At 62.7% G+C, this 24,246-nt stretch carries 16 protein-coding genes; 6 read left to right on the top strand and 10 right to left on the bottom strand.

The window, feature by feature from the left end; genetic code table 11:
* Positions 1-266: 266 nt before the first annotated feature.
* Complete coding sequence (locus CKW11_RS19030; RefSeq protein ID WP_095138749.1) at positions 267-941, top strand: histidine phosphatase family protein; 675 nt, start codon at positions 267-269, stop codon at positions 939-941.
* A 112-nt stretch (positions 942-1,053) separates the two neighbouring features.
* Here CKW11_RS19030 and mnmH read toward each other — a convergent pair whose 3' ends face one another.
* The 3 genes from mnmH to CKW11_RS19015 form a co-directional block, all read right to left on the bottom strand.
* Positions 1,054-2,157, bottom strand: coding sequence for a tRNA 2-selenouridine(34) synthase MnmH (gene mnmH, locus CKW11_RS19025; protein WP_095138748.1), 1,104 nt, complete (start codon positions 2,155-2,157; stop codon positions 1,054-1,056).
* A complete protein-coding gene (gene selD, locus CKW11_RS19020; protein ID WP_095138747.1) occupies positions 2,157-3,191 on the bottom strand; it encodes a selenide, water dikinase SelD in 1,035 nt (344 codons plus the stop codon). The genes mnmH and selD overlap by 1 nt, the downstream gene beginning before the upstream one ends.
* Before the next feature lie 269 nt (positions 3,192-3,460).
* Positions 3,461-13,984, bottom strand: coding sequence for an autotransporter-associated beta strand repeat-containing protein (locus CKW11_RS19015; protein ID WP_095138746.1), 10,524 nt, complete (start codon positions 13,982-13,984; stop codon positions 3,461-3,463).
* Positions 13,985-14,494: 510 nt separating this feature from the next.
* On the opposite strand from CKW11_RS19015, the gene CKW11_RS19005 reads away from it, so the two are divergent.
* On the top strand, positions 14,495-15,454 hold the full coding sequence (locus CKW11_RS19005) for a nucleoside-specific channel-forming protein Tsx (protein ID WP_095138744.1): 960 nt from the start codon (positions 14,495-14,497) through the stop codon (positions 15,452-15,454).
* 15 nt (positions 15,455-15,469) lie between these two features.
* Positions 15,470-16,492, top strand: a complete 1,023-nt coding sequence (locus CKW11_RS19000; protein ID WP_095138743.1) for a purine nucleoside permease — start codon at positions 15,470-15,472, stop codon at positions 16,490-16,492.
* Positions 16,493-16,613: 121 nt separating this feature from the next.
* Here CKW11_RS19000 and CKW11_RS18995 read toward each other — a convergent pair whose 3' ends face one another.
* The 3 genes from CKW11_RS18995 to CKW11_RS18985 all read right to left on the bottom strand — a co-directional run bounded on the left by CKW11_RS18995 (position 16,614) and on the right by CKW11_RS18985 (position 19,213).
* Positions 16,614-17,570, bottom strand: coding sequence for a zinc-binding alcohol dehydrogenase family protein (locus tag CKW11_RS18995; RefSeq protein ID WP_095138742.1), 957 nt, complete (start codon positions 17,568-17,570; stop codon positions 16,614-16,616).
* Between the two features lie 31 nt (positions 17,571-17,601).
* On the bottom strand, positions 17,602-17,775 hold the full coding sequence (locus tag CKW11_RS18990) for a DUF1427 family protein (RefSeq protein WP_095138741.1): 174 nt from the start codon (positions 17,773-17,775) through the stop codon (positions 17,602-17,604).
* A gap of 661 nt (positions 17,776-18,436) precedes the next feature.
* The gene (locus CKW11_RS18985; protein ID WP_095138740.1) at positions 18,437-19,213 is read right to left on the bottom strand and encodes a helix-turn-helix domain-containing protein; all 777 of its coding nucleotides are present in this window, start codon (positions 19,211-19,213) and stop codon (positions 18,437-18,439) included.
* A 136-nt stretch (positions 19,214-19,349) separates the two neighbouring features.
* Between CKW11_RS18985 and CKW11_RS18980 the strand changes: the two genes are divergently transcribed.
* Together CKW11_RS18980 and CKW11_RS18975 are read left to right on the top strand one after the other, a co-directional pair.
* The gene (locus CKW11_RS18980) at positions 19,350-19,577 is read left to right on the top strand and encodes a DUF6555 family protein (RefSeq protein WP_095138739.1); all 228 of its coding nucleotides are present in this window, start codon (positions 19,350-19,352) and stop codon (positions 19,575-19,577) included.
* 38 nt (positions 19,578-19,615) lie between these two features.
* The gene (locus CKW11_RS18975) at positions 19,616-19,888 is read left to right on the top strand and encodes a hypothetical protein (RefSeq protein WP_095138738.1); all 273 of its coding nucleotides are present in this window, start codon (positions 19,616-19,618) and stop codon (positions 19,886-19,888) included.
* 22 nt (positions 19,889-19,910) lie between these two features.
* Here the strand turns inward: CKW11_RS18975 and CKW11_RS18970 are convergent, their stop codons facing one another.
* The 3 genes from CKW11_RS18970 to CKW11_RS18950 all read right to left on the bottom strand — a co-directional run bounded on the left by CKW11_RS18970 (position 19,911) and on the right by CKW11_RS18950 (position 22,227).
* Positions 19,911-20,078, bottom strand: a complete 168-nt coding sequence (locus CKW11_RS18970) for a metallothionein (RefSeq protein WP_095138737.1) — start codon at positions 20,076-20,078, stop codon at positions 19,911-19,913.
* Positions 20,079-21,281: 1,203 nt separating this feature from the next.
* Positions 21,282-21,737, bottom strand: a complete 456-nt coding sequence (locus tag CKW11_RS18955) for a DMT family transporter (RefSeq protein WP_095138734.1) — start codon at positions 21,735-21,737, stop codon at positions 21,282-21,284.
* Between the two features lie 4 nt (positions 21,738-21,741).
* On the bottom strand, positions 21,742-22,227 hold the full coding sequence (locus CKW11_RS18950; RefSeq protein WP_095138733.1) for a DMT family transporter: 486 nt from the start codon (positions 22,225-22,227) through the stop codon (positions 21,742-21,744).
* A 112-nt stretch (positions 22,228-22,339) separates the two neighbouring features.
* On the opposite strand from CKW11_RS18950, the gene CKW11_RS18945 reads away from it, so the two are divergent.
* Complete coding sequence (locus CKW11_RS18945; protein ID WP_095138732.1) at positions 22,340-23,275, top strand: LysR family transcriptional regulator; 936 nt, start codon at positions 22,340-22,342, stop codon at positions 23,273-23,275.
* A 127-nt stretch (positions 23,276-23,402) separates the two neighbouring features.
* Here CKW11_RS18945 and CKW11_RS29175 read toward each other — a convergent pair whose 3' ends face one another.
* The gene (locus CKW11_RS29175; RefSeq protein WP_371917818.1) at positions 23,403-24,158 is read right to left on the bottom strand and encodes a methyl-accepting chemotaxis protein; all 756 of its coding nucleotides are present in this window, start codon (positions 24,156-24,158) and stop codon (positions 23,403-23,405) included.
* Positions 24,159-24,246: the final 88 nt, after the last annotated feature.

Below are 24,246 nucleotides of genomic sequence, written 5' to 3'. Positions count from 1 at the left end.
GATCATAAAGTAGGAGCTGCCGCAGGCTGCGATCTTTTGATCTGGCTTCTAAAAACCAAATCAAAAGATCGCAGCCTGCGGCAGCTCCTACACGAACCGTAACATCTTGCGGGTACTGTGCATGAACCAAACCGGCTTCAGAGGACTCTGAGCTAAGCCCTTCGCAGAGGAAGCGCGACACACGACATGGACAACATCCGGTGCTGGGAGCCCGTGGTGTAAGGGTTGGTCAGCCCCAACCGAATTTGCTGAAGAACCTATATTCAATGACGAACCTCATGAGTTTCGCCAAACGTTTCAAACATCGCGCCTACGTGGCCCTGCCTTCGCTGCTGGCGGTCAGTGCATTGTTCCTGTCGCTGGAGTCGAGCCAGATTCGCGCGCAACCGGTGGACGGTACGCAGACACTGGTCTTCCTGCGCCATGCGGAAAAGCCCGAGGGCGGTCTCGGCCAGCTCAATTGTCAGGGCCTGAATCGCGCCATCGACCTGTCGACCCTGTTGCCGGAAAAATTCGGCAAGGCCGATTATGTGTTCGCCGCCAACCCGACGCGCAATGTCGAGGAAGGCGAACTGGACAATTCCTACAGCTACATCCGTCCGTTGATGACCATCAGCCCCGCCGCGATCAAGCTCGGCCTGCCGGTGAACATCGAGTTTTCCGCCAACGACACCAGTGACCTGGCGCGTGAACTGACCGAGGACAAGTACCACAACGCGACGATCTACACTGCCTGGTCGCACGGCTACTTGCCGGAGCTGATCAACAAGGTCGCGGGCAAGGCCGTCGGCGAGAAGCAGACCATCACCGACGACTGGGCCTCAGGTGATTTCGATTCGCTGTACGTACTGACCCTGACCTGGCACAACGGCAAGGCCAGCCTGCAAAGCCACAGCTACAAGCAGGGGCTGGATAACGGCAAGGCGACCTGTCCGACTTGAGTGATTGGCTGCCTGTGCCGACCCTTTCGCGAGCAAGCCCGCTCCCACATTCGATCTGCGCAAATATCCTGTGGGAGCGGGCTTGCTCGCGAAGAGGCCGGCAGCAACACCCTCAAACCCGCTGAGTCACCCGCTCACGCAGATACTCCAACACCGCCCCGCGCTCCCCGGCAAATTCAATCCGCCCGCCCTTTTTCTCACGCTGGAACGCATACATCGGGTCGTAGTATTCCCTTAGCAACACGCTGATCCAGTCCCGGAACATCTCGACCGAACCGCTGCGCGCCTGCTCGGCCAGGGCCTCTTCCATCTGCAGGAACATCCGCTGATGGCGTTCGCCGCCCAGCCGGCGCTGGATATTGTTCAAACTCGCAATCAACCGCTCGGAATACAGCGCAAAGCCCTGCTCGCCATGCACGGCGACGAACTCGGCGTGCAGGTCGATCACGTAATCCTGCAGGATCCGCTCGATCCGCTGCTCCAGGCTGTCTTCGAGCCAGACCATCGGCGCCACTTGCATGCCTCGGTACAGCGGCAATGGCAAGGCACAACTGCCGACTACCCGGCTCTCGTCTTCCAGTACAAACTGCTGGATGCCGCCAGCGCGTTTTTTCAGCAGATCAACGGCCAGACAGTTTTCAAAATCGATGTTGGTCGGTTGCCCGGTGGCGCGCTTGCCGAAGCTCGATCCCCGATGATTGGCGTGACCTTCCAGATCCAGACCGTTGCGCAATTGCACCAGCAGTTCGGTCTTGCCGGTGCCGGTCATCCCGCCCAGCAGCACTAGATCGCACTCGGCAACGGCCTGATCGATCGTCTCCAGCAGGAACGTGCGCATGGCCTTGTAGCCACCGCCGACCCGCGGGTAATCGATCCCGCCCTCCTCTTTGATCCATTGCTGGACGATCTGCGAACGCAAGCCGCCGCGAAAGCAATACAGGTAGCCGTCGGGGTGCGCCCGGGCAAACTCGACCCAGCCCTGAATGCGCTGCTCACGCACGTCGGCAGACACCAGCCGCTCACCCAGGGCGATGGCGGCTTGTTGCCCATGCTGCTTGTAGCAGGTGCCCACCTGCTCGCGCTCGCGGTCGTTCATCAGCGGCAAGTTGACCACGCCGGGAAACGCGCCGTGGGCAAACTCGATCGGCGCACGGGCATCCATCATTGGCCGGTCGTTGAGGAAAATATCGCGGTAATCGGTGCAGTCGCGTGACATCAGATCACCTCGACTGCGTGGGTCTGTCGCTCAACCAGCTCGCCGATCGGCATCAGGTTCAGGCCCAGTTCAGCAGCGACGGCAAGGAACTCGTCGTTGCCTTCGGGAGTGACTGCAATCAGCAGACCGCCGCTGGTTTGCGGGTCGCACAGCACACGCTTGTGCAGCTCCTGCACGCGACCGACCTTACTCGAATAGCTGTCAAAGTTGCGCAGCGTGCCGCCGGGCACGCAGCCCTGATCGAGGTAATACTCGACGCTGTCCAGACGCGGCACGCGAGCATAGGCGATGCGTGCCGTCAGGCCGCTGCCATCGGCCATTTCCACCAGATGCCCGAGCAGGCCGAAACCGGTGACATCGGTCATCGCGGTGACGCCGGCGAGTTTGCCGAAACGGCTGCCGGGTTTGTTCAGGGTGCACATCCAGTCGCGGGCCACACCGACATCGCCGGGGCGTAATTTGCCCTTTTTCTCGGCGGTGGTGAGGATGCCGATGCCCAACGGCTTGGTCAGGTATAGCAGGCAACCGGCGGTGGCGGTGTCGTTGCGTTTCATGTGGCGTTTTTCGACGAGACCGGTCACGGCCAGGCCGAAGATCGGCTCCGGTGCATCGATCGAATGCCCGCCGGCCAGCGTAATGCCGGCGGCGTCGCACACCGCACGCCCGCCGCGAATCACTTCCCGCGCCACTTCCGGCGCCAGCACATTCACCGGCCAGCCGAGGATCGCAATCGCCATCAGCGGATCGCCGCCCATCGCATAGATGTCGCTGATCGCATTGGTCGCGGCGATACGACCGAAGTCGAACGGGTCGTCGACGATCGGCATGAAAAAATCAGTGGTCGACACCACACCGCGCTCGGCATCGATCTCGTACACCGCCGCGTCATCACGCGAGGCATTACCAACCCACAGCTTCGGATCAAGGTTCTGTGCGCCGCTGCCGGCCAGAATCACTTCCAGTACTTGCGGGGAAATCTTGCAGCCGCAACCGGCACCGTGGCTGTATTGGGTCAGACGAATCGGCTCGCTCATGGGGGAGTCTCTGGCAGTTGATGGGGGCGATTCTAGCAGAGCGCGGGCCGGCTGAATTTTGCGTTGAATGGCCGGGCCCCTTCGCGAGCAAGCCCGCTCCCACAGCAGATCGCTGTGATTCACAAATCCTGTGTTCACTTCAGATCCAGTGTGGGAGCGGGCTTGCTCGCGAAAGCTGTCGCCCGGTCACCGCGACTTCACGGCCGGACTTTCTGCCAAGCCAAAAAAAACCGCCCTTACGGGCGGCTAAAAGTGCTTCGACCCTAAATTCAGAACCCCAGGCTGAAGCTGATGGTCATCGCATGGTCGTTGCTGTCGTTCGACAGTTGACCCGAGTAGCCAACCCCGAGCTTGCCGGTCGGGCTGATCTGGAAGTCCACTCCCGCTTCGACGATGGCGCTGTCCTTGGCGATCGGCACGCCCTGGGTGCTGAACGACGCGCCGCCGTCGATGAAGGTCAGATCAGCGTCAGGCTTGGTGTCACCAAACGCGTGGCGCCAGCCGATGGCCGCGCGCGGGGTGAATTGCCCACCGTTGGCCAGAGTGATGACCTTGCCGGCGCGCACACCGAGGGTCGAGAAGGTGATGTCTTGATCGGCATCGGCCTCCAGGCGCCCTACTCCGCCTTTTTCCTTGGCCTTGTCGGTGTCGTAATTGACGTAGGCCAGCCCGGCGAACGGCTCAAGCGCAATGCCGCCAGCTTCAATCGTGTAACCGACTTCACCGAACACCTGCGCACTGCGTGCGTCGTAGTTGGCCTTCAGACGGTCGTTGTAGCCGCCGACGCTGACGTCGCGTTTGGTTTCGATGTCGTGCCAGCTGTAAGCCGCGCCGAGGCGCACCGCCAGGGCATCGAACTGCGAGTTGAGGTAGGCCGCCAGGTGGTAGCTTTCGACAGTGGCATCCGAGCGACGATCATGCGCATCGAGGTCGCTGCGGGTGTAACCGGCGGCCATGCCCACGCGCCACTGGTCATCGAGTTGCTTGTCGGTACCGAGCATGAAGCCGCTGAGGTTGCGATCAAGCTTGGCGCTGTTGCTGTCGCCATCCGATTCTCCCCAGGCACCGAGTGCGCGCGCCCAGCCGACCATTTCACCGTGGCAACCGTTGCTGCTCAGTTGGTTGTCGCTCGGCGCCAGGGCACGGCGTGGATCATCCGGCGCGCTGCACGATGGCTGACGCATGCGATCGTTGACCGCCTCACGCACGTAGCGCGAATCCTCGAGGATGGCGCTGGCGGTGCTGGCGTGGATTTCGCCGGACAGGCTGTCGAAGGCATTGCGTGCACCGGCCACGCTGAGGTTGACGATTTCGTTCTGCAACGCTGCGCCCGCCGGGCCGTTGTTCGACAGCGCAGTGGCGGTCCGGAACTGGTTGCCGGTGGCGGCGACATCGGCAAAGGAATTGCCATTGCGACTGACCACCAGATTCACCGCGTTGGCGTCATACACCAGTGCGCTGTTGAGGAACGCGTATTGCGGCAGGTCTGCAGCGCTGAAAGTGCCGTTTACCCCGCCGCCCGCCGTGATCAGCGAATACGTGGTGTTACCGGTGAACGGGGCCAGCGAGTTGACTTGCAAGCCGCCGCCCAGGGTCGCCGTGCCGCCGATTGCCAGTGGCGTTGCGGTTGGTGAACTGACGGTCAGCGCCAGCACACCGTCACTGGCGTTGGTCAGGTTACCGGCCACGCTCAAGGTGCCCGCTTCAGAACCCGAGGCGACAACGCCATGGTTGACCACCGAACCGACGCTGCCATTACCACTCAGGCCCGCACCGTTGGCCACGGTGACTTGCCCGCCCAACGAGGCGCGCGCGGCACGACTACCCACCTGCAGCACCCCTTGATCGACCGAAACGGTGCCGCTGAATGGATTGTCACCGGTCAACAGCAAGGTGCCGGTCCCGCGTTTGAGCATCGCACCAAGTCCGCGCAGCGACCCATTGAATTGACCGTTGAAGTTCTGCACGAACAACAGCGAAGCGTTGTTAAGGATGTTGCCTTGCAGGCTGGTGGTGTTACCGACCAGCGTACCGCCGCTGACCGTGGTGCCACCGCTGTAGGTGTTGGCGCCGCTCAATACCAGCGTGCCGGAATCAAGCTTCTCGATACCCCCTGTGCCCACCAGCGGCGCGGAGATTTCCGCACTCGCGCCGGCATTGACCCGTACCGGTGCGAGGCTGCCGTCCGTGCCGTTGACCGGGGTCAGTGAGCCACCGGCACCCGGCGTCAGGCTGTAGCCATTGGCGAGGAATTGCAGGCCGGTGAAGTTCTGATTGCCCTGCACGGTGACCGTGCCGCCCTGACCACCGAACACCGCAAACTGGCCATTCGAAACGAGTGCCTGGGTGCCGTTCGGATCAGTCCAGTTGGTCCCCGGCCCCCACACGCCACTGCCGCCACCAATGCTGCCGTCCGGATTGGTTTTGCCACCGTTCCAGAACTGCACCTCACCCGGCGTACCTTGCACCAGCAGGTTGACCTGATTGGCGATCGCGGTTTGCAGGGTCAGATTGGCCGCCGACACCGGCAGGCTGCCATAGTCCAGACCGTTGTCGGTCAGGCTGCCGCCGTAGCTGAACAGTTGATAGACCCCGGTACCGAACCCGCCGGCATTGCTGACGTTGAGCGTACCGTCGAGGGTCAGGTTGTCAGCGACATTGACCACGGTGGTCGAACTGGTTGCCGAGCCAAGGCTGAAGTCCAGATTGGTCCCCGAGGACAGTGCCAGCGAACCGACCGACAACGGCGTCGCGGTGCCGCCACCGGCCAGCGTCGCACCGTCGGCCAGTTGCACAGCGCCATCGAGCTGACCGCCACCGCCGATGCTCGCGCCGCTGGCGACACTGACATTGGCGCTGTTGAGCACGCCGTTGACGATCAGGTTACCGGCCTGCACCGAGGTGTTACCGGTGAAACTGTTATTGCCAGTCAGCAGCAACTCACCCGTACCGGTTTTGTTCAGCGTACCGGCACCCGTGAGGTTACCGGTGTAGCTGCCGTCGGCGTTTTGTTCGAAGGTCAGCGTCGCGTTGTTGACGATCGCACCTTGCAGGCTGCTGGTGTCACCGCGCGTAGTGCCGGCATTCAACGTGGTACCGCCGCTGTAGGTATTGGCGCCGCTGAGCACCAGATCGCCGGCACCGTTTTTCACCAGACTGCCGGTGCCAGTGATGGCACCGAGCAGGGTGGTGTTCTGATTGCCGGCCAGGGTCAGTTGCGCACCGAGGTTGACGGCATTGGCCAGTTGCAGCGCCGCGCTGCTGTCGAGGCTGGCGTTGCCGGTCACATTCAATGCACCGCTGCTGATTGCGCTGTTGTTGCCCAGCACCAGGGTGCCGCCAGCCAGTTGCGTGCCGCCGCTGTAGGTGTTGCTGCCGTTGAGGGTCAGGCTCGATGCGCCAGTCTTGATCAGGCTGCCCGCACCGCTGACGACACCGTCGAGGGTCAAGGCGTTGTTGCCGGCGACAGTCAGGCCACCGTTAACCACCACAGCGTTGCCCAGCGTGACGGCCGCGTTGCTGTCCAGTGCGGTGCCGTCCGCGGCAGTCAACACGCCAGTGCCCAGCGCTGCGTTATTGCCGACCACGATCTTGCCGCCATTGAGCGCGGTGCCGCCGGTGTAACCGTTGGCGGCGTTGAGCACCAGTGTCCCGCTGTCGTATTTGCCGAGGGTGCCGCTGCCATTGAGCGCAACGCCGACGGTCGCGGTAGCGTTCGGATCAACCCGCACCGTGGCATTGCCCAGCGAACCGTTGACCAGATTCAGCGAGCCCGCCGTGCCGTTTACCAGGCTGTAGCCGTCGGTGACGAACTGCATGCCGGTGATGGTTTGTGCACCGTTGACGGTGACCGTGCCCGCCGCGCCCTGGAACACCGCGAAATTATTGGTCCAGGCCTGATTGGTGGTGCCGTTGACGTCGGTCCAGTTGGTGGTGCCGGTGCCCCAGGTACCGCTGCCGCCCTCCACCGAGCCGTTGGCCACCAGTTGGTTGCCGTCCCAGAACTGCACGGTGACGCCCGGTGCGGTGACCAGCAGGTTGATCTGATTGGCCAGCGCGGTTTGCAGGGTCAGATCGCCCGGGGTGACGCTGCCCGGCACCGTGCCGATCAGCATGCCGTTGTCGGTCAGGCCGCCGGTATAGTTGATCAGCCGATACACGCCGCTGCCGAATCCACCGATGTCGCTGACATTGAGGTTGCCGTCGAGGGTCAGGTTGCCGCCGACATTCACCAGCGCATTGCCGCCACCGGACACCGGTGTGCCGAGGCCGACATCGAAGTTGGAATTGCCGTTGAGCACCAACGAGTCCACCGACAGGGTGCTGCCGGTAACGCCCGCCAGATGCCCGCCATCGGCCACCGTCACCGCACCGGTCAGGGTGCCGCTGCCGCCGAGGGTGCCGCCGCTGTTGACCAGCACGTTGCCGCTGGCCAGCGAACCGTTGACCTGCAAGCTGCCGGCGTTGACGTTGGTATCGCCGGTCAGATCGCTGATGCCGCTGAGGGTCAGCGTACCCGAGCCAAGTTTGGTCAGCCCGCCGTCACCGCTGAGGATACCGGCGAAGGTGCTGCTGACGTTGTTGCCACCCAGGCTCAGGTTGTTGCCGGTGCCGACCAGCGCGGTACCGCTGCCGGTCAGGCTGGCGAGGCTGCCCGAAGCGCCGAGATTCAGCGCCGCGCCACCCGCGAGATTGACCGTGGCGTTGTTGCCCAATGCCGTGCCGCTCAGGGTCGTCAGACTGCCGGAGAGCACATCGAAAGTGCCGCTGAAAGTGTTGCTGCCGGACAGTGTCACGTCGGCCAGACCATTCTTGGTCAGGGTGCCCGCCCCGGCGATCACGCCGCCGAGGGTCAGGTTGTTGTTGCCAGCCAGACTCAGGTTGGCATTGACGTCGAGGTTGTTGGCCAGCACCAGAGGCGCGGAGTTGTCGAGGGTCGAAGCGCCGGTCACAGTCAGCGCGCCGCTGCCCAGGGAGCCGCCCGTGCCGAGGGTCAGCGTACCGGCGTTCAGCGTGGTGCCACCGGAGTAAGTGTTGATGCCGTTGAGCGTCAGGTTCGACGCGCCGTTCTTGATCAGCCCGCCCGCGCCGCTGACCACACCAGCGAGGGTCAGGTTGTTGCTGCCGGAGTTGCTCAGATTGGCATTGAGCACGACGTTGTTGCCCAGGCTCAGCGCACTGCTGCTGTCCAGCGCCGAAGCGCCGGCCACGGTCAGGTTACCCAGGCCGAGTGCCGAGTTGCTACCGGCGGTCAGGGTGCCGGCGTTGAGGGTGGTGCCACCGAGGAAGTTGTTGTTGCCGCTGAGTGTCAGGTTGGCTGCGCCATTTTTGCTCAGGCTGCCGGCGCCGTTGACCGTGCCGGCCAGGGTCAGATCCGCGGTGCCGCCAATGCCGAGATTGCCGGCCAGATTCACCGCGTTGTTCAGCGAAACCGCCGTGCTCGCATCCAGCGTGGTGCCGCCCGCCGCGTTCAAGGTGCCGGAACCCAACGCCGAGTTCGACGCCAGAATCAACCCGCCGGCGTTCAAGGCTACCGGGCCGAGGAAGGCGTTGTTGCCGCCGAGGGTCAGGTTCGCCGTGCCGGTTTTGATCAGGCCACCAGTGCCGCCAATTACGCCGTTAAGCGTCAGCGCATTGCTGCCGACCACGGTGAGGTTGCCGTTGAGTGTCGCCGCGTTGGCCAGTGTCACCGCCGCGTTGCTGTCCAGCTGTGTGCCGGCATTTGCCGTCAGCGTACCGGTACCGAGCGCGGTGTTGCTGCCGACGATGATTTTGCCGCCGTCCAGTTGCGTGCCGCCGGTGTAGGCGTTGGCACCGCCGAGCACCAAGGTGCCGGCGTCGAGTTTATTGAGAATGCCGCTGCCATCGATATTGGCATTGATGGTCGCCGTCACACCCGGATCGACGCGCAACGAAGTAGTGCCGCCGGTGCCGTTGACCGCTGTGAGTTGCCCCGCCGCGCCGTTGACCAGGCTGTAACCATCGGTAAGGAATTGCATGCCGGTGAATGCTTGTGTGCCGTTCACCGTCACGGTGCCGGCGGTGCCCTGGAACACCGCGAAATCACCGGCCCACGGCTGGTTGACCAGCCCGTTGGCATCGGTCCAGTTGGTGCCGACCGCGTTCCAGGTGCCGCTGCCACCATCGACCACGCCGTTGGCGATGGTCTGGCTGCCGTCCCAGTAACGGATGTTGCTGTTCGGTGCCGACACTTGAATGTTGATCTGATTGGCCACGCCGGTCTGCACCACCAGATCGCCGAGGGCGTAACCGACCGGCACGCTGGCGACGTCCAGACCGAGATTGGTCAGGGCGCCGGTGTAGTTGAACAGGCGATACACGCCGACGCCGAAACCACCGGCATCGCTGACGTTGAGATTGCCGTCGAGGGTGAGGTTGCCGCCGACGTTCATCAGCGAACTGGTCGACGGAGTCCCCAGCGCCACATCGACATTGCTGCCGGCCCCAAGGGTCAGCGCACCCGCCGACAGGGTGTTGCCCGATGACAGCGCCAGATGACCGCCGCTATTGATGTTCACCGCGCCGAGCGCCGAACCGCTACCGGTCAGCGTGCCACCGGTGTTGACGTTGACCTGCGCACTGCCCAGCGAACCGCTCAGGTTCACGATACCGCCATCGATCGCGGTATTGCCGGTGATGCCGTTGATGCCAGTGAGGTTCAAAGTACCGGTGCCGATTTTGGTCAGGCCGCCGCTGCCACTGAGATCACCGTCAAACGTACTGGTGACGTTACCGCCTCCGACGGTCAGGGTATTGCTGCCGGTCAGTTGCACACTGCCGCTGCCGGTCAGCGCGCCGAGGCTGGCGTCACTGCCCAGATTGAGGCCGGCACCGGCACTGATGTTGACGCCGGAAGTGCTGCCCAGCGCATTGCTGTTGAGCGTGGTGACGCTGCCGGAGACGATGTTCAGTGCGCCGGTAAAGGTGTTGTTGCCGGCCAGAGTCAGGTCAGACAAACCGTTTTTGGTCAGGCTGCCGGCGCCGTCGATGATGCCGTTGAGGCTCAGGTCGTTATTGCCGGCCACCGTCAGCCCGGCGTTGAGGGTGATTGCGTTGCCGATGCCGAACGAGGCGCTGTTATCCAGAGTCGCCGCACCGCCGACGATCAAGCCGCCGCTGCCCAGACCGTTGGCATTGCCCAGGGTCAGGGTACCGGCGTTGAGGGTGGTGCCGCCGCTGAAAGTGTTGTTGCCGTTGAGGGTGAGATTGGCCGCGCCGTTCTTGATCAACTGACCGGTGCCGCTGGTGACGCCGCCAAGGGTGAGATTCTGCGTGCCACCCACGGTCAGCGCCGCATTCAAGGCGACCGCGTTGTTGAGGCTGACCAGCGGCGAATTGCTGTCCAGTGTGGCAGCGCCAGCGACGGTCAGTGCGCCGGAACCCAGCGCCGAACTGTTGCCGACAGTCAGCGTACCGGCGTTCAACGTGGTACCGCCGAGGTAGTTGTTGGCCGCATTGAGAATCAGATTGGCCGCGCCGTCTTTCACCAGACTGCCGGCGCCGCTGACCAGACCGGTCAGCGTCATATTCGCCGTGCCGCCGATGTTCAAGGCACCGGCGAGTGCCACGGCATTGTTCAGGCTGACCGCCGTGTTGGCGTCCAGCGTGGTGTTGGCCGCCGCGTTCAGCGTGCCGGAGCCGAGCGCGCTGTTGCTGCCGACGATGAGTTTGCCGGTGTTCAGCGCGGTGTTACCGAAATAGGTGTTGGCGCCATTGAGGGTCAGGTCTGCGGCGCCGTTCTTGGTCAGCCCACCGATACCGGCGACCACACCGCCAAGGGTCAGCGCATTGGTGCCACCCACCGTCAGCGTGCCGGCGAGGTTGACGTTGTTGGCCAGGGTCGCGGCGGTACTGGCATCGAGAGTGGTGCCGTTCGACGCGTTGAGTGTGCCGGTGCCGAGTGCGGTGTTGGAGCCGACCACCAGCGAACCGGCATTCAGTGCTGTGGTGCCGGTGTAGGTGTTGTTGCCGGTCAGGGTCAGACTCGATGCCCCGGTCTTGATCAGGCCGTTCGCGCCACTGATTACCCCGCCGAGGGTCAGCGCGTTGGCGCCGCCGGCGGTGAGGTTGGCATTGAGAGTGATCGCGTTGTTCAGCGTTACCGCCGAACTGCTGTTGAGCGTTCCGGCCCCGGCAACAGTGAGTGCTCCGCTGCCAAGTGAAGCACCGTTGCCAGCGGTCAGGCTGCCGGCATTCAGGGTGGTGCCGCCGCTGTAGGTATTGACGCCACTGAGCGTCAGGTTGGCCGCGCCATTTTTGAGCAACTGGCCGGAACCGTTGATCAAACCGGAGAGGGTCAGGCCGCTACTGCCACCAATGGTCAGGGCGCTGTTGAGGTTGACGTTGTTGTTCAGGGTGACGGCAGTATTGCTGTCCAGCGTTGCCGTATCGGTAACCGATAAGGCGCCGCTGCCCAACGCCCCGGCGTTGCCTACTGTGAGCGTGCCGGCTGTCAGCGTGGTGCCGCCGGTGAAGGTGTTGGCTCCGTTGAGTACCAGGTTGGTGAACCCGCGTTTGATCAGCCCGCCACTGCCGCTGATCAAACCGCCGAGGGTCAGATCAGCGCTGCCGAGGACTTCCAGATCACCACCAAGGGACACTGCGTTGGTCAGCGCGACCGTGGTGCTGGCATCGAGCTTGGTACCTGCCGCTGCAGCCAATGCCCCGGTACCCAGCGCGGTGTTGCTGCCGACAATCAGCGTACCGGCATTCAGCGCAGTACCGCCGGAGAAAGTGTTGTTGCCACTGAGGCTCAGGCTCGCAGTGCCGTTCTTGATCAGGTTGCCGGCGCCGCTGACGACACCGCTCAGGCCCAGTGCCTGGGTGCCGCCAATGGTCAGATCCGCTGCCAGCGCGACGGCGTTGGCCAGGGTGACAGCGGTGGTCGCATCCAGCGTGGTGCCGGCCGCCGCGTTCAACGTGCCGGTCCCCAGCGCAGTGTTGCTGCCGACAAACAGGCTGCCGGCGTTCAGTAGCGTGTTGCCGGAGTTGGTGTTGTTGCCCGTCAGGGTCAGGCTGGCGGTGCCGGATTTGGTAATCCCGCCTGTACCGGACAACACGCCACCGAGGGTCAGCGCATTGCTGCCGAGCACGTTGAGCGCGCCGGTCATGCCTATGTTGTTGGCCAGCGTGACGTTGGTGGTGCTGTCCAGACTGGTGCCGGCGGCGGTGTTCAGTGCACCACTGCCCAGCGAGTTGTTATTGGTCACCAGCAGGCTGCCGGCGCTGAGGGTGGTGGTGCCGGTGAAGCCGCTGTTGACCCCGCTGAGGGTCAGGCTGCCGGTGCCGGTCTTGGTCAGGCCGCTGCTGCCGCTGATCAGGCCACCAAGGGTCAGTGCCCCCGCGCCGCCAGCCGTCAAAGTGCCGCCGAGGCTGATGGCGTTGGCCAGGCTGACGGTGCCCGGTGCACTCAGCGTCGTCGCGCCGGTGACGTTGAGGGTTCCGGTGCTCAGCGCCAGGTTGTTGCCCAACTGCACGGTACCGCCGTTGAGCGTGGTGTTGCCCAGGTAGGTGTTGGCGGCGCTGAGGCTCAGTTGCCCGGAACCGACTTTGGTCAGGCCGCCGCTGCCGGAAATCACCCCGCTCAGGGTGGTGGCGTTGGTGCCCTGCACGGTCACGCCACCGGCACCGAGGGAGATCGGGTTGCTGAGGTTCAACCCGGCGTTGCTGGCCTGGAGGATCCCGCCGTTGGAAGTGAGCACCCCGCTGCCGAACGTGGCGTTGTTGTTGAACTGCGCGACGCCGCCATTGAGCGTGGTCGCGCCGCTGACCAGTGGTCCCTGCAAGGTCCAGGTGCCGCTGTTGATGGTCAGGTTATTGAAATTGACGTAGGTCGCGCTGGACGCCGTGCCGACCCCGGTGGTGCCGCCGCCGACGCCAATCGGGTTCTGCAGGATCAGGCTGTTGGTGCCGCCTGCGCCACCGTCGACGGTACCGGTGGGGGCGAAAGTCAGGTTGATGCCGATCAGCCCGCCGAGCCCCACACTGATCTGTACGCCGTCACCCACGTTGACGCTGGAACCGGTTACCGCCGTGAAGGTGTTGGTACTGGCCGCGCCCATCGAAACGCCGCCAGTGATCGCACCGGCGTTGGTGAAAGTGTTGCCCGCCGCCGAGGTCTCGAAGGCAATCCGGCCGTTGATCACGCCAGTGCTGCTGTTGGTCATGTTGACCTGCGAGCCGCCGTACACACCGACCACCGGAGTATCGGCCAGGGTGATGCCGCCGATCGAGAGTCCGGTCGAAGTGATGGTGCCGTTGTTGGTGATGCTGGTGGTGCCGGCCGCGGCGTTGTTCACCGCAATACCCAAGCCGTCGAGGCTGGTCAGGTTGAGCCCGAGCAACATGCCGGTACCGCGAATGATCCCGCTGGCATTGTTGAGCACGCTGACGGTACTGGTTGCGCCGGTGCCGATGAAGGCGCCGCCGCTCAACACCGAGACCAGCCCGAGCAGCGCCGGGTCGATCGTCCCGGAGTTGTTCAGGCTGATGTTGACCCCGGTCAGGTCCATCACGTGGCCGCCGAGCGTCGCGTTCATCTGCGCCCCGGAGTTGACGTTGACCGTCAGGCCGTTGGTGGCACTGGCGAAATTGTTGAGAAACAGCGGCAGACTCGGCACGCCGGTACAGGTCACTGTGGAACCCGCCGTGGAGCATGTGGCCAGTGCAGGTGCGCTGACGCCGCCGAACAACAGCCCGGCAACGCTCAGGTGCACAGCAAGGGAAAGTGGGGAAAAACGCGAAACGAGGGCGACACCAAACCTTGCTTCCACGGGCTACTCCTTGTCGTGGCCAAATTCTTCCTTGAAGGCGTGCAAACCGTGCTTATTCCACACGCGAATCAAGACTGCGACGGTCATCACAAAACCGCGTTCTGGGTGACAAGCTAGTAGACGCCCCGCCATGGAGCACTGATTAAATGGTGTTAATACTTTAATACTAGAGGGGTCTGGAATCAGCGTTTCAGCCCGCAATCATTGACTGTGAAGAGGTTTAAAACTGTGGGAGCGAGCTTGCTCGCGAATGCGTTGTGTCAGCTTGCGGATACTTTTCTGATACCCCGCCTTCGCGAGCAAGCTCGCTCCCACAGGGACCTGTAGGGTCTGCAAACCCTCGCCTGACCGATCCATCAGGAAATACTGAAAAAAGACGGATTTTTCAGCCCATTGAAGGTTTTGGTACGCCTTGTGCAAACGTTTGCGTAACGTCGATGCCAACGTTTTCGTAACAAAACCGTACAAGCCCACGGAACACGGGCCTTGATCTGCAAAAAAGGACTTTGAATGCCCATCGCATGCCCTGTTCGCGCACCTTTCTCGCGCACGTTTGCTGTTTCCTTGCTACTGACCGGCGTTACCGGACTTCTCAGCCACAGCGCATTGGCGCAACCGGCGCTTCCCGAAGAATCGGCGCAAGGCGAAACCCTCAGCCCCGAGGCCAGCCCGCCCAAACAAGGTGCGTATCTGTCGGACTGGTACAACCAGGACCTGACGCTGATCGGCAGCAAAGACATCAGTTTCGGCCCGCAACCGGCCGACGACATCTATCTGGAATACGAGTACTTCGGGCGCAAGGGGCCGTTCGAGCTGTACGGCTATGTCGACATTCCGAAGATCTTCAACATCGGCAACAGCCACGACAAAGGCGTGTGGGATCACGGCTCACCGGTGTTCATGGAGCACGAGCCGCGCATCTCCATCGACTACCTCGCCGGCCGCAGCCTGGCCATCGGCCCGTTCAAGGAATGGTACGTGGCGTTCGACTGGATCTACGATCACGGCAGCCGTAAAGAGAACCGCGCCAACACCCTGTACAGCGGCTTCGGCACCGACATCGACACCCATTCGCGGGTCAACCTGTCGGCCAACCTGTACGGGCGCTATCAGTGGGAAAACTACGGCGCGAGCAATGAGTATTCGTGGGACGGCTACCGCGCGCAGCTCAAGTACATCGTGCCCATCGATAAATTCAGCAATGGCGCGTCGCTGACCTACATCGGTTTCACCAACTTCGATTTCGGCTCGGACATCCACAAGGACAACCCCGCACGCACCGCCAATGCCACGGTGGCGACCAACGTCTTGCTGTACTCGTTCACCCACTTGCGCTTCACCCTGGTCGGCCGTTATTTCCACAACGGCGGCAACTGGGAGGACGGCAGTGAGCTGAACTTCGGCGACGGCAATTTCCGCGCACGCTCCAATGGTTGGGGTTACTACGCCGGCATCGGCTACCAGTTCTGAAATCAGGAGATTCTCATGCAAGCAATGACGCGTCTGACCCTGGCCGCTGCGGCCCTGCTCTCCTCCACCACCTGGGCGGCTGAAGCGCCGATCCAGCCGAAAGTCGTGCTGATCACCATGTTCGCCCCCGAGGCGCAGAACTGGATCGAGCGCCTCGATCTGAAACAGGAAATCCGCGTGCCGGGCCTGTCTGCCGAGTACCCGACTGTGCGCTGCAACGCGCAACAGGTGTGCCTGCTGACCACCGGCATGGGCCAGACCAATGCCGCCGCTTCGACCCTGGCACTGGCCCTGTCGCCGAAATTCGACCTGCGCAAAAGCTGGTTTCTGATCGCCGGGATCGCCGGCATCAGCCCCAAACACGGGACCATCGGCACCGCCGCGTGGGCGCACTACCTGGTGGAATTCGGTACCCAATGGGAGCTGGATTCGCGCGACGCGCCGGCGAGCTGGCCGACCGGCTACCTGGGCATCAACACCAAGGGGCCGAACGAAAAACCGCCGCTGGACTACAAGACCGAAGTCTTCGAACTCAACCCGAAATTGCAGGCCAAGGCCTTCGCCCTGAGCCACAAGGTCGAACTGAGCGAGAGCAAGGAATCGGCGGCCTGGCGCCGGAAATACCCGTCAGCCCCGGCCAATCAGCCGCCGGTCGTCACGCGTTGCGACACACTGGCGGGCAACACCTGGTTCTCCGGCACACGCCTGAGCGAACGTGCCGAAGTCTGGACCAAACTGCTGACCGACAACCAGGGTGAATATTGCACCACGCAACAGGAAGACAACTCGACCTACGAGGCCTTGTTACGCGCCAGTCGCGAAGGTCTGGTGGATGTGCAGCGTCTGGCCGTGGTGCGTGCAGGCTCTGACTTTGATCGTCCGGAGCCGGGCGGCAGCGAAGTGGACAACCTGCTCAAGTACGCCGATCAGGGCGGGTTCGTGCCAGCGCTGGAAAACCTCTATCGCGCCGGCAATCCGCTGGTGCAGGACATCCTGAAAAACTGGTCGGCGTGGGAGAACGGCGTCCCGCAATCCTGAGTACAACACGGTAAAAAATGTGGGAGCGGGCTTGCTCGCGAATGCGCTGTATCAGTCAATATTTGCTTCGCTGACACACCGCTTTCGCGAGCAAGCCCGCTCCCACAGTTGTTTTGTGGTGTCAGGGGATGAGAATTATCTTGTCGCCACTGCCTTGATTCACCTGCGCGTAGCTGTCCAACCCCTCCGCCAATGGCACCTCCACCAACCCCTGCGGCAACGGCAACAGATCCTCATCAAAGAATCGCCCAAATTGCTCCAGCATCGCTGCGCAGGCTTGCACGCCGTACAGCAGCGAGTTGATCCCGACCACCGAACCGCCCTTGCGGTACAGCGCCAGCGCCGGCAATTGCACATGGCCGTCGACCGGTGCGGCGATGATCGCGATGCGCCCGAACGCTGCCAATGCCGCGACCGAGGCCGGCAGCCAGAAACCGGTGGTGTCGAAGATCACGTCAGCGCCGCCGCGGTACACCGCGTTGACCTGTGCGCCGAGGTCTTCGGGTTTCTCCAGCTGAATCGTCTGGAAGCCCTGCGCCTGCAACTCCTTGACCTGCTCCGGCCTACGCGCGGCCGCGAGGATCTGCGCCCCGCGTACCTTGGCCAACGCCAACGCCGCCGTGGCCACCGCGCCGCCACCGATCACCAGCAAACGGGTTTCAGCCGTCACCAAGCTACGCTCCAGCGCATCCCACGCCGTGGTGTACGGCACGCCGAGGCTGGCGGCCTGGGCGAAACTCAAGTGCGAGGGCTTGTGCGCCACGCCATTGGCCGGCAGTTTGACGAACTGCGCGTGCGAACCATCGGCGAAAAAGCCCAACTCGCGCCCGGTGCCCCAGACTTCCTGACCGAGCAACGCCTGCGGCCCCTCGACCACGACACCGGCAAAATCACGCCCGGGAATCCGTGGCAACGTGGTGTACGGAAACCGCCCGAGCACGTTCTTCACATCGCTGGGGTTCAGTCCGGCCGCCTTGATCTCGACCAGCACTTCATCAGCGCCGGGCACCGGGGTCGGTACGTCGACGAAATGCAGGGAGGACAGGTCGCCGGTTTTATCGAATTGCAGTGCTTTCATGAGGACATCCACCAAAGGGAAAAAAGGACATTCAAGACAGCCAACCGGCCACCAGTTGCCGGCCCATCGGCCACAGCTGCTCACCCGCGAGCATGCCCAGCAGCCCCACCAGCGCAATCGCCGGAGGTGCCGGGGAACGAAAATCCAGCGCGCCATAGAGCAGGCCGACACCGAGACCGATGCCCAGCGAAATCAGGTAGTTCATGGGAGGAAACTCCGCCGCGTGAAAGGAATGGGCAAAGTCTAGGGAAGGTTCGGCAGAGGTATCGGCCAAGGACTTCTGAATTTCGGCCAATTCCCCGCGTTCACTGCCGTCCCCTGTGGGAGCGGGCTTGCTCGCGAAGGCGGCGGGTCAGTCCCTTTATGCTTCACAGACCCACCGCTTTCGCGAGCAAGCCCGCTCCCACAGTTGTTTTGCGGTGTCAGGGAAGCCGGAGCTGGAGAACCTCTATCGCACAGGCAGTCCGCTGGTGCAGACATCCTGAAACACTGGTCGGCGTGGGAAAACGGTGTCCCGTAATCCTGAGTACAACACGGTAAAAATGTGGGAGCGGGCTTGCTCGCGAAGGCAGCAGGTCAGTCCCTTTATGCTTCACAGACACACCGCTTTCGCGAGCAAGCCCGCTCCCACAGTTGTTTTGCGGTGTCAGGGGAGCCGGAGCTGGAGAACCTCTATCGCACAGGCAGTCCGCTGGTGCAGACATCCTGAAACACTGGTCGGCGTGGGAAAACGGCGTCCCGTAGTCCTGAGTACAACACGGTAAAAATGTGGGAGCGGGCTTGCTCGCGAAGGCAGCAGGTCAGTCCCTTTATGCTTCACAGACACACCGTTTTCGCGAGCAAGCCCGCTCCCACAGGGGTTGCGTTCAGGTGATCGTAAATTGCGAAGGCGCCACGCCCAGCTCGCGGCGGAACATGTCACTGAAACTGCTCGGCGAATAGCCCAGCTCGCGAGCGATCGCGCTCACCGGCACGCCCTGAATCAACTCCGCCACCGCCGTTGCCAGTTGCACCTGCCGCCGCCATTCGGCGAAGCCCATGCCCAGGCTGTCCTTGAACAACCGCGCCAGCGTGCGCACACTCGCCCCGGCGTTTTCCGCGTGCTGTTCGAACGGAATGTCCAGCGACGGCGCCGCCATCACTGCCTGACACAAGTTCATCAGACGCCGGTCGGAATCGTCCGGTAGCGGGATCTTCAATTGTGAGCGCCGGGCACGCTTGAGCTCCAGCAACGCCAGCCCGACCAAGGCGTCGTAATAGGCCGGCTCACCGCTGTCGCCCTGCTCCACCAGCCCGACGATCAACTCACGCAACAGGCCACCGACCTCGATCACCTGCACCATCGGATCCAGCGTTGCCGCCAGCGCCGGGCGCAGGTAGATATTACGCATCTGCAAGTCCGAGACCACGCGAATCCCGTGCGGCACCCCGGGCGGCAACCACACCGCGCGCTGCGGCGGCACCACCAGCGCCTCGTGCGGGGTCTCGACCCACATCACCCCGCTCATCGCATACAGCAACTGCCCCCAGACATGCTCGTGCGGCTCGATGAACAACCCACGCGGATAGGTACGCGCCAGCGGTTGTACCGGCACATCGGTATCCGTGAGATCAGGGGGTGCGGCGAGGGCCATGGCGAGCATTCATTGGGGTTGGCGGAAGGCGCATGGTAACCAGCCGGTCACAGCGTCGACAACGATAGATACCGTCGGACAATCCGAGTGAATTTTCCCGACGCGCCGCGATCCTTCTAATACCACAGGGAGGAATACGGGCTTTATGAACAACGCAAAACTGTTTGTCATCGATTACACCCTTCACGGCACGCCTAAGTCGTTCATTATCCGCTCGGACAGAATGGACAACGCCGAGGCGTGGCACTGGGCAAGCTGCGACGCCGGTGTGGGTCGCATCCCGCGTTTCGGCCGGGAAAAAGTGCAAAAGACCAGCAAACCGATGGCGGAGAAATTCGGGGTGGAAAATGTCACATGGCGACCGGCGGGCTAGACTCTCGCCCGGCAACGGGGACTTTTCGGGGGATACACATGAGCAACCTCTTCAGCCTGGCGCATCTGGATTACGGCCTCGACACCCTGTTCGGCCGTATCACCAAAAGCGTCGACTGTGAGCTGGGCCTGGAACCCGTCGAAGATGACCCGTACCGCTTTGCAGTGCGCGTGCCGGCGCCGCTACCGGAAGACCTGGACCAGGCGAAAACCGTGGTGGTGCGGGTTGACGGTCGGCGACTGCAAGGCACGGTTCGCCATACCGAACGGCTGGATGATGAAAGCCTGAAACTGGAAGTGGAGCCTGATTAGGCTCCACTTTTTTTGCGCGCGGTTATTTGGGGTGGGCGCAATGGCAGCCTTTGCTTGAACACTCCGCACCGTCCTTGTGGTGGTGGGCGCAGGCTTCACAGCAATAGTGTTTGCCGTGCACGGCGTAGGCGTGGTCGCCTTCCTTGATCGTGCATTTGCAGTTGGGGCAATCGCATTTTCTTTCGGTCATGGGGGCAGACTCCTTTTTGGGTGGTTGTCTGGGCTTTTGGGATAAGCCGTAGATACCAGTGTAGGAGCTGCCGAAGGTTGCGATCTTTTGATCTGGTTTTTTTGGGGGATGGGGTGAATATCCGTTTCTGCGGGTGCTGCCGCTGGCGGTTTCGCTCTTACAGCGAGTCACCTTTTCCAGACGCCGAAAAGGTAACCCAAAAGGCTTTGCCCCGGCGTACGGCACTTCGCTGAGGCTCAGTGTTCCCTCGCTACGGTGTCCATCCGGGGGCATCGCCTCCGGTTTGCTTCGCTGCACCTCCTCTCGATGTATGCGGCTCCGCCGCATGGCGCTGCGCGCCTAACCCCCTGATGGACACCTTCGCTCGGCCTGCCGAAGGGGCAAAAAATCAAAAGCCACATCAAGAGCCAAAGCCAGAGCCAGAGCCAGAGCCAGAGCCAGAGCCAGAGCCAGATCAAAAGATCGCAGCCTTCGGCAGCTCCTACATGGGATTGGGTGTGTTCAGTTGGAGTTTGGTCGGCTGTCAGGCCGCCTTCGCGAGCAAGCCCGCTCCCACAGTTGGACGGAGTGCATTCAGTTGGAGTTTGGTCGACTGGCAGGCCGCCTTCGCGAGCAAGCCCGCTCCCACAGTTGGAATGGGTGTGTTCAGTTGGAGTTTGGTCGGCTGTCAGGCCGCCTTCGCGAGCAAGCCCGCTCCCACAGTTGGAATGGGTGTGTTCAGTTGGAGTTTGGTCGACTGGCAGGCCGCCTTCGCGAGCAAGCCCGCTCCCACAGGGGGATGGGGTGTGGTCAGTTAGAGACTGGTCGGCTCGTAGGCCGCCTTTGCCAGCAGGCTGGCTCCTACAGTTCAGATTGCGTGCCCCGCATGCGGCGAAGCCGCCCCACTCAACACAATGAGCGTTAGCTCGAGTACCGCTTTTGATCTCAGGGCCCGTCGGCAGGCTGAGCGGAGGGATTTATCCGGGGGTGGGAGCGCAGCGACCGTTTGGCGCAGCCAAACACAGCGAGAGGAGGTGCAGCGAAGCAAACCGTAGGCGCTGCCCCCCGGATGAATCCCGCAGCGAAGGAACCCGAGCCTAGGCGAGGGCCGAACGTCAGGGTAAAGCCTTTTTGGTTACTTTTTCGGCGTCTGGAAAAAGTGACCCGCCGTAAGGGCGGAACCCTAAGCCGCCGTTACCGCAGCAACGGATATACACCCAAAACTCAATCAGAACGACGAACACTACTCCGATACATAAAAACCAAAGCCAACCCCAGACACACCATCGCCAACACCCGAGAAGACGAAAGCTCGATCGCCGGATTCCCAAGCCAGCCAAAATTATCGATCAACATCCCCATCCCAAGCTGCCCGACAATCACCGCAACAGTCGCCACCGCAGTCCCCACAACAGGCACCGCCCCCACCATGACCATCATGTAAACCACGCCAAACAGCGCACCGCAGACCTGCCACTTCGGCACATCGAGCAAACTCACCGCATGCGCCGGCTCAAAAAACACAATCAACAACCCGGTGACCACAGCCCCGACAAAAAACGTCAGCAAACTGCTGCGCAATACCCCGACGCTTTCACCGAGGCGCCCATTGATCGCCGCCTGGACGCTCAATACCGCACCAGCCAACACCACCACTGCCAACAAAATAACCAGACTCATATTCTCAACCCCGCGCAATCAGAACCAGTGCCACCACAATCAACCCCAACGCCAGCCAGCGCTCGGCATTGACCTTCTTGCGCGTCGCGCCGAACCAGCCGAAATGGTCGATCAGCACACTCTTGCCGACCTGCCCGGACAGGATCGCGATCATCGTCATCGCAATCCCGATATGCGGCGTCGCCAGGGTCAGCACCACCACGTACATCGGCCCGAGAAACCCGCCGATCAATTGCCAGCGCGGCAGATCGCTCAGCGCCGGGCCTTTCTGCGGGCCGGCGAACAACAGCAGCAAAAACAGAATCGCCGAACCCACACCGAAGATGCTCAAGGTCGCCCACAGATGCCCGACCTGCTCCCCCAACGGCCCCAGTAACCCGGCCTCCACCGACAGCCCCATGCCGGCCAGAATCACCAGCGGCAGCAACAACAGGCGCAACCACGACCGGGTCGCCGGCGCCGCCACACTCACCTCATCCAACGTCTGCATATCCAAAACCCGTGCAAGTAAACGATGGCGCGGATTATCGGCTGGCGCAGCTGTGCGATAAATGGGAGCATCCGGACAACACTTTTGCGAAACATGCACAGCAGGATGATTCATGCACGGGTTCAATGAACTGGGATTCAAGGCACTCAGGCTGTTTGTGGCGGTGCTCGACCACGGCAGTTTTTCCGAAGTCGCCCGCCGCGAGGGCGTGGCGCCCTCTTCGATCTCGCGACAGATCCAGTTGATGGAGCAGGCGCTGAACCAGCAATTGCTCTACCGCCACACCCGCGCTGTCACCCCGACCGAAGCCGGGCGCATGCTCGGCCACCACGCGCGGCTGGTGCTGGTGCAACTGGAGGAAGCCGAGCAGGCGTTGCAGGAGCAGCAAAGCGAACCCACCGGACTGGTGCGGATCAACGCGCCGGTGGTGTTCGGCCAACGTCATCTGACGCCGTGGCTCGGCCAGTTGTGCGCGCGCTATCCGAAGCTGCAACTGGACATCCAGCAGACCGACCATTACGTCGACCCGTTGCAGGAAGGCGCCGACCTGCTGTTTCGCATCGGGCCGATGCACGACTCGAGCATGCAGGCGCGGATCCTCGCGCCGCATCGCTTTCAGGTCGCGGCCAGCCCGGCGTATCTCAAGCGCCATGGCACACCGCAGCATCCCGACGAACTCGCGCAACACCAATGCCTGGCCTACAAAGGTGCGACCGGTCAGCAGCGCTGGTTCTTCCGTCAGGACCAGGGCGACTGGACGCCCTGGTCGGTCAAAGGCCCGATCACCGGCAACCACGCCGACACCCTCACCCAGGCCGCCGAGCAAGGCCTGGGGCTGGTGATGTTTCCGTCCTGGCTGATTGGTGAGGCGGTGCGCGAAGGCACGCTGGTGCCAGTGCTGGGCGAATATCAGGTATCGAACAGCCTGGAGCCGCAGCAGATTGCGGTGCTGTGGCCGGGGAGCCGGCGGCTGTCGGTGAAGGTGCGTACGGTGATCGATTTCTTTGTCGAGTGCTTCGGCGAAGTGCCGTACTGGGACAGGCCCTGAGCCCTACACAAAACCCAATGTGGGAGCGGGCTTGCTCGCGAAGGCGGTGTGTCAGATACAAAAATACTGACTGACATGACGCCTTCGCGAGCAAGCCCGCTCCCACAATGGTTTTTTGCAGAGTTTTTTAAATGCGGAACTGGCCCACCAGTTTGCCCAACCGCTGCCCCAGCTCCGCCAGACTGCGCGAAGTCTGCGCGCCCAATTGGGTCTCGTCCGCCACGCTGTCCACCGCCACCGCGATCTGATGCACGCTGCGGTTGATCTCTTCGGCCACCGCCGTTTGTTCCTCGGCCGCGCTGGCGATCTGCGCGTTCATCGAGTTGATGGTCGCGATCAGATCGGCCATCGCGTCCAGCGACGCCCCGGCCTGATTGGCCTGCGCCGAGGTGCCATCGCCCGCTTCACTGGAACGGCGCATCGCCTCGACCGCCGACTGCGTACCCGCTTGCAGGCGATCGATCATGCCCTGAATTTCCTGGGTACTGATCTGCGTACGGCTGGCCAGCGCCCGCACTTCGTCCGCCACTACCGCAAAGCCGCGCCCGGCCTCCCCGGCCCGCGCCGCTTCAATCGCCGCGTTGAGCGCCAGCAGGTTGGTCTGCTCGGCAATCGAGCGGATCACCCCGAGCACACCGACAATCGACGACACGTCCTGCTGCAGGCTGTCGAGCGACACGCCGCTGCTGCGAATGTCATCCACCAGCGCATGAATCTGTTTGATGCTGCCGGCGACCACGCGTTTGGCGCTCTGGCCTTCTTCGTCGGTCTGCTGCGCAGCGACCGCGGCGTTCTGCGCGCTCTTGGCGACTTCCTGGGCGGCGGCGGACATCTCGTTGATCGCCGTGGCGACCTGATCGGTCTCGTGGCGCTGACGCTCCATCGCCTGATCCGAGCGCTGGGCCTGATCCGACACCTGGGTCACCAGGCCGGTGAGTTGCGTGGTCATCTCGGTGATCTGCCGCACCAGA

Origin of the sequence: Pseudomonas sp. Irchel s3a10 (genome assembly GCF_900187525.1) — a bacterium.
GTDB classification, from domain to species: Bacteria; Pseudomonadota; Gammaproteobacteria; order Pseudomonadales; family Pseudomonadaceae; genus Aquipseudomonas; species Aquipseudomonas koreensis_G.
Note: the sequence above shows the minus strand (reverse complement) of the source record. Positions and strands in the feature narration are given on the sequence as shown.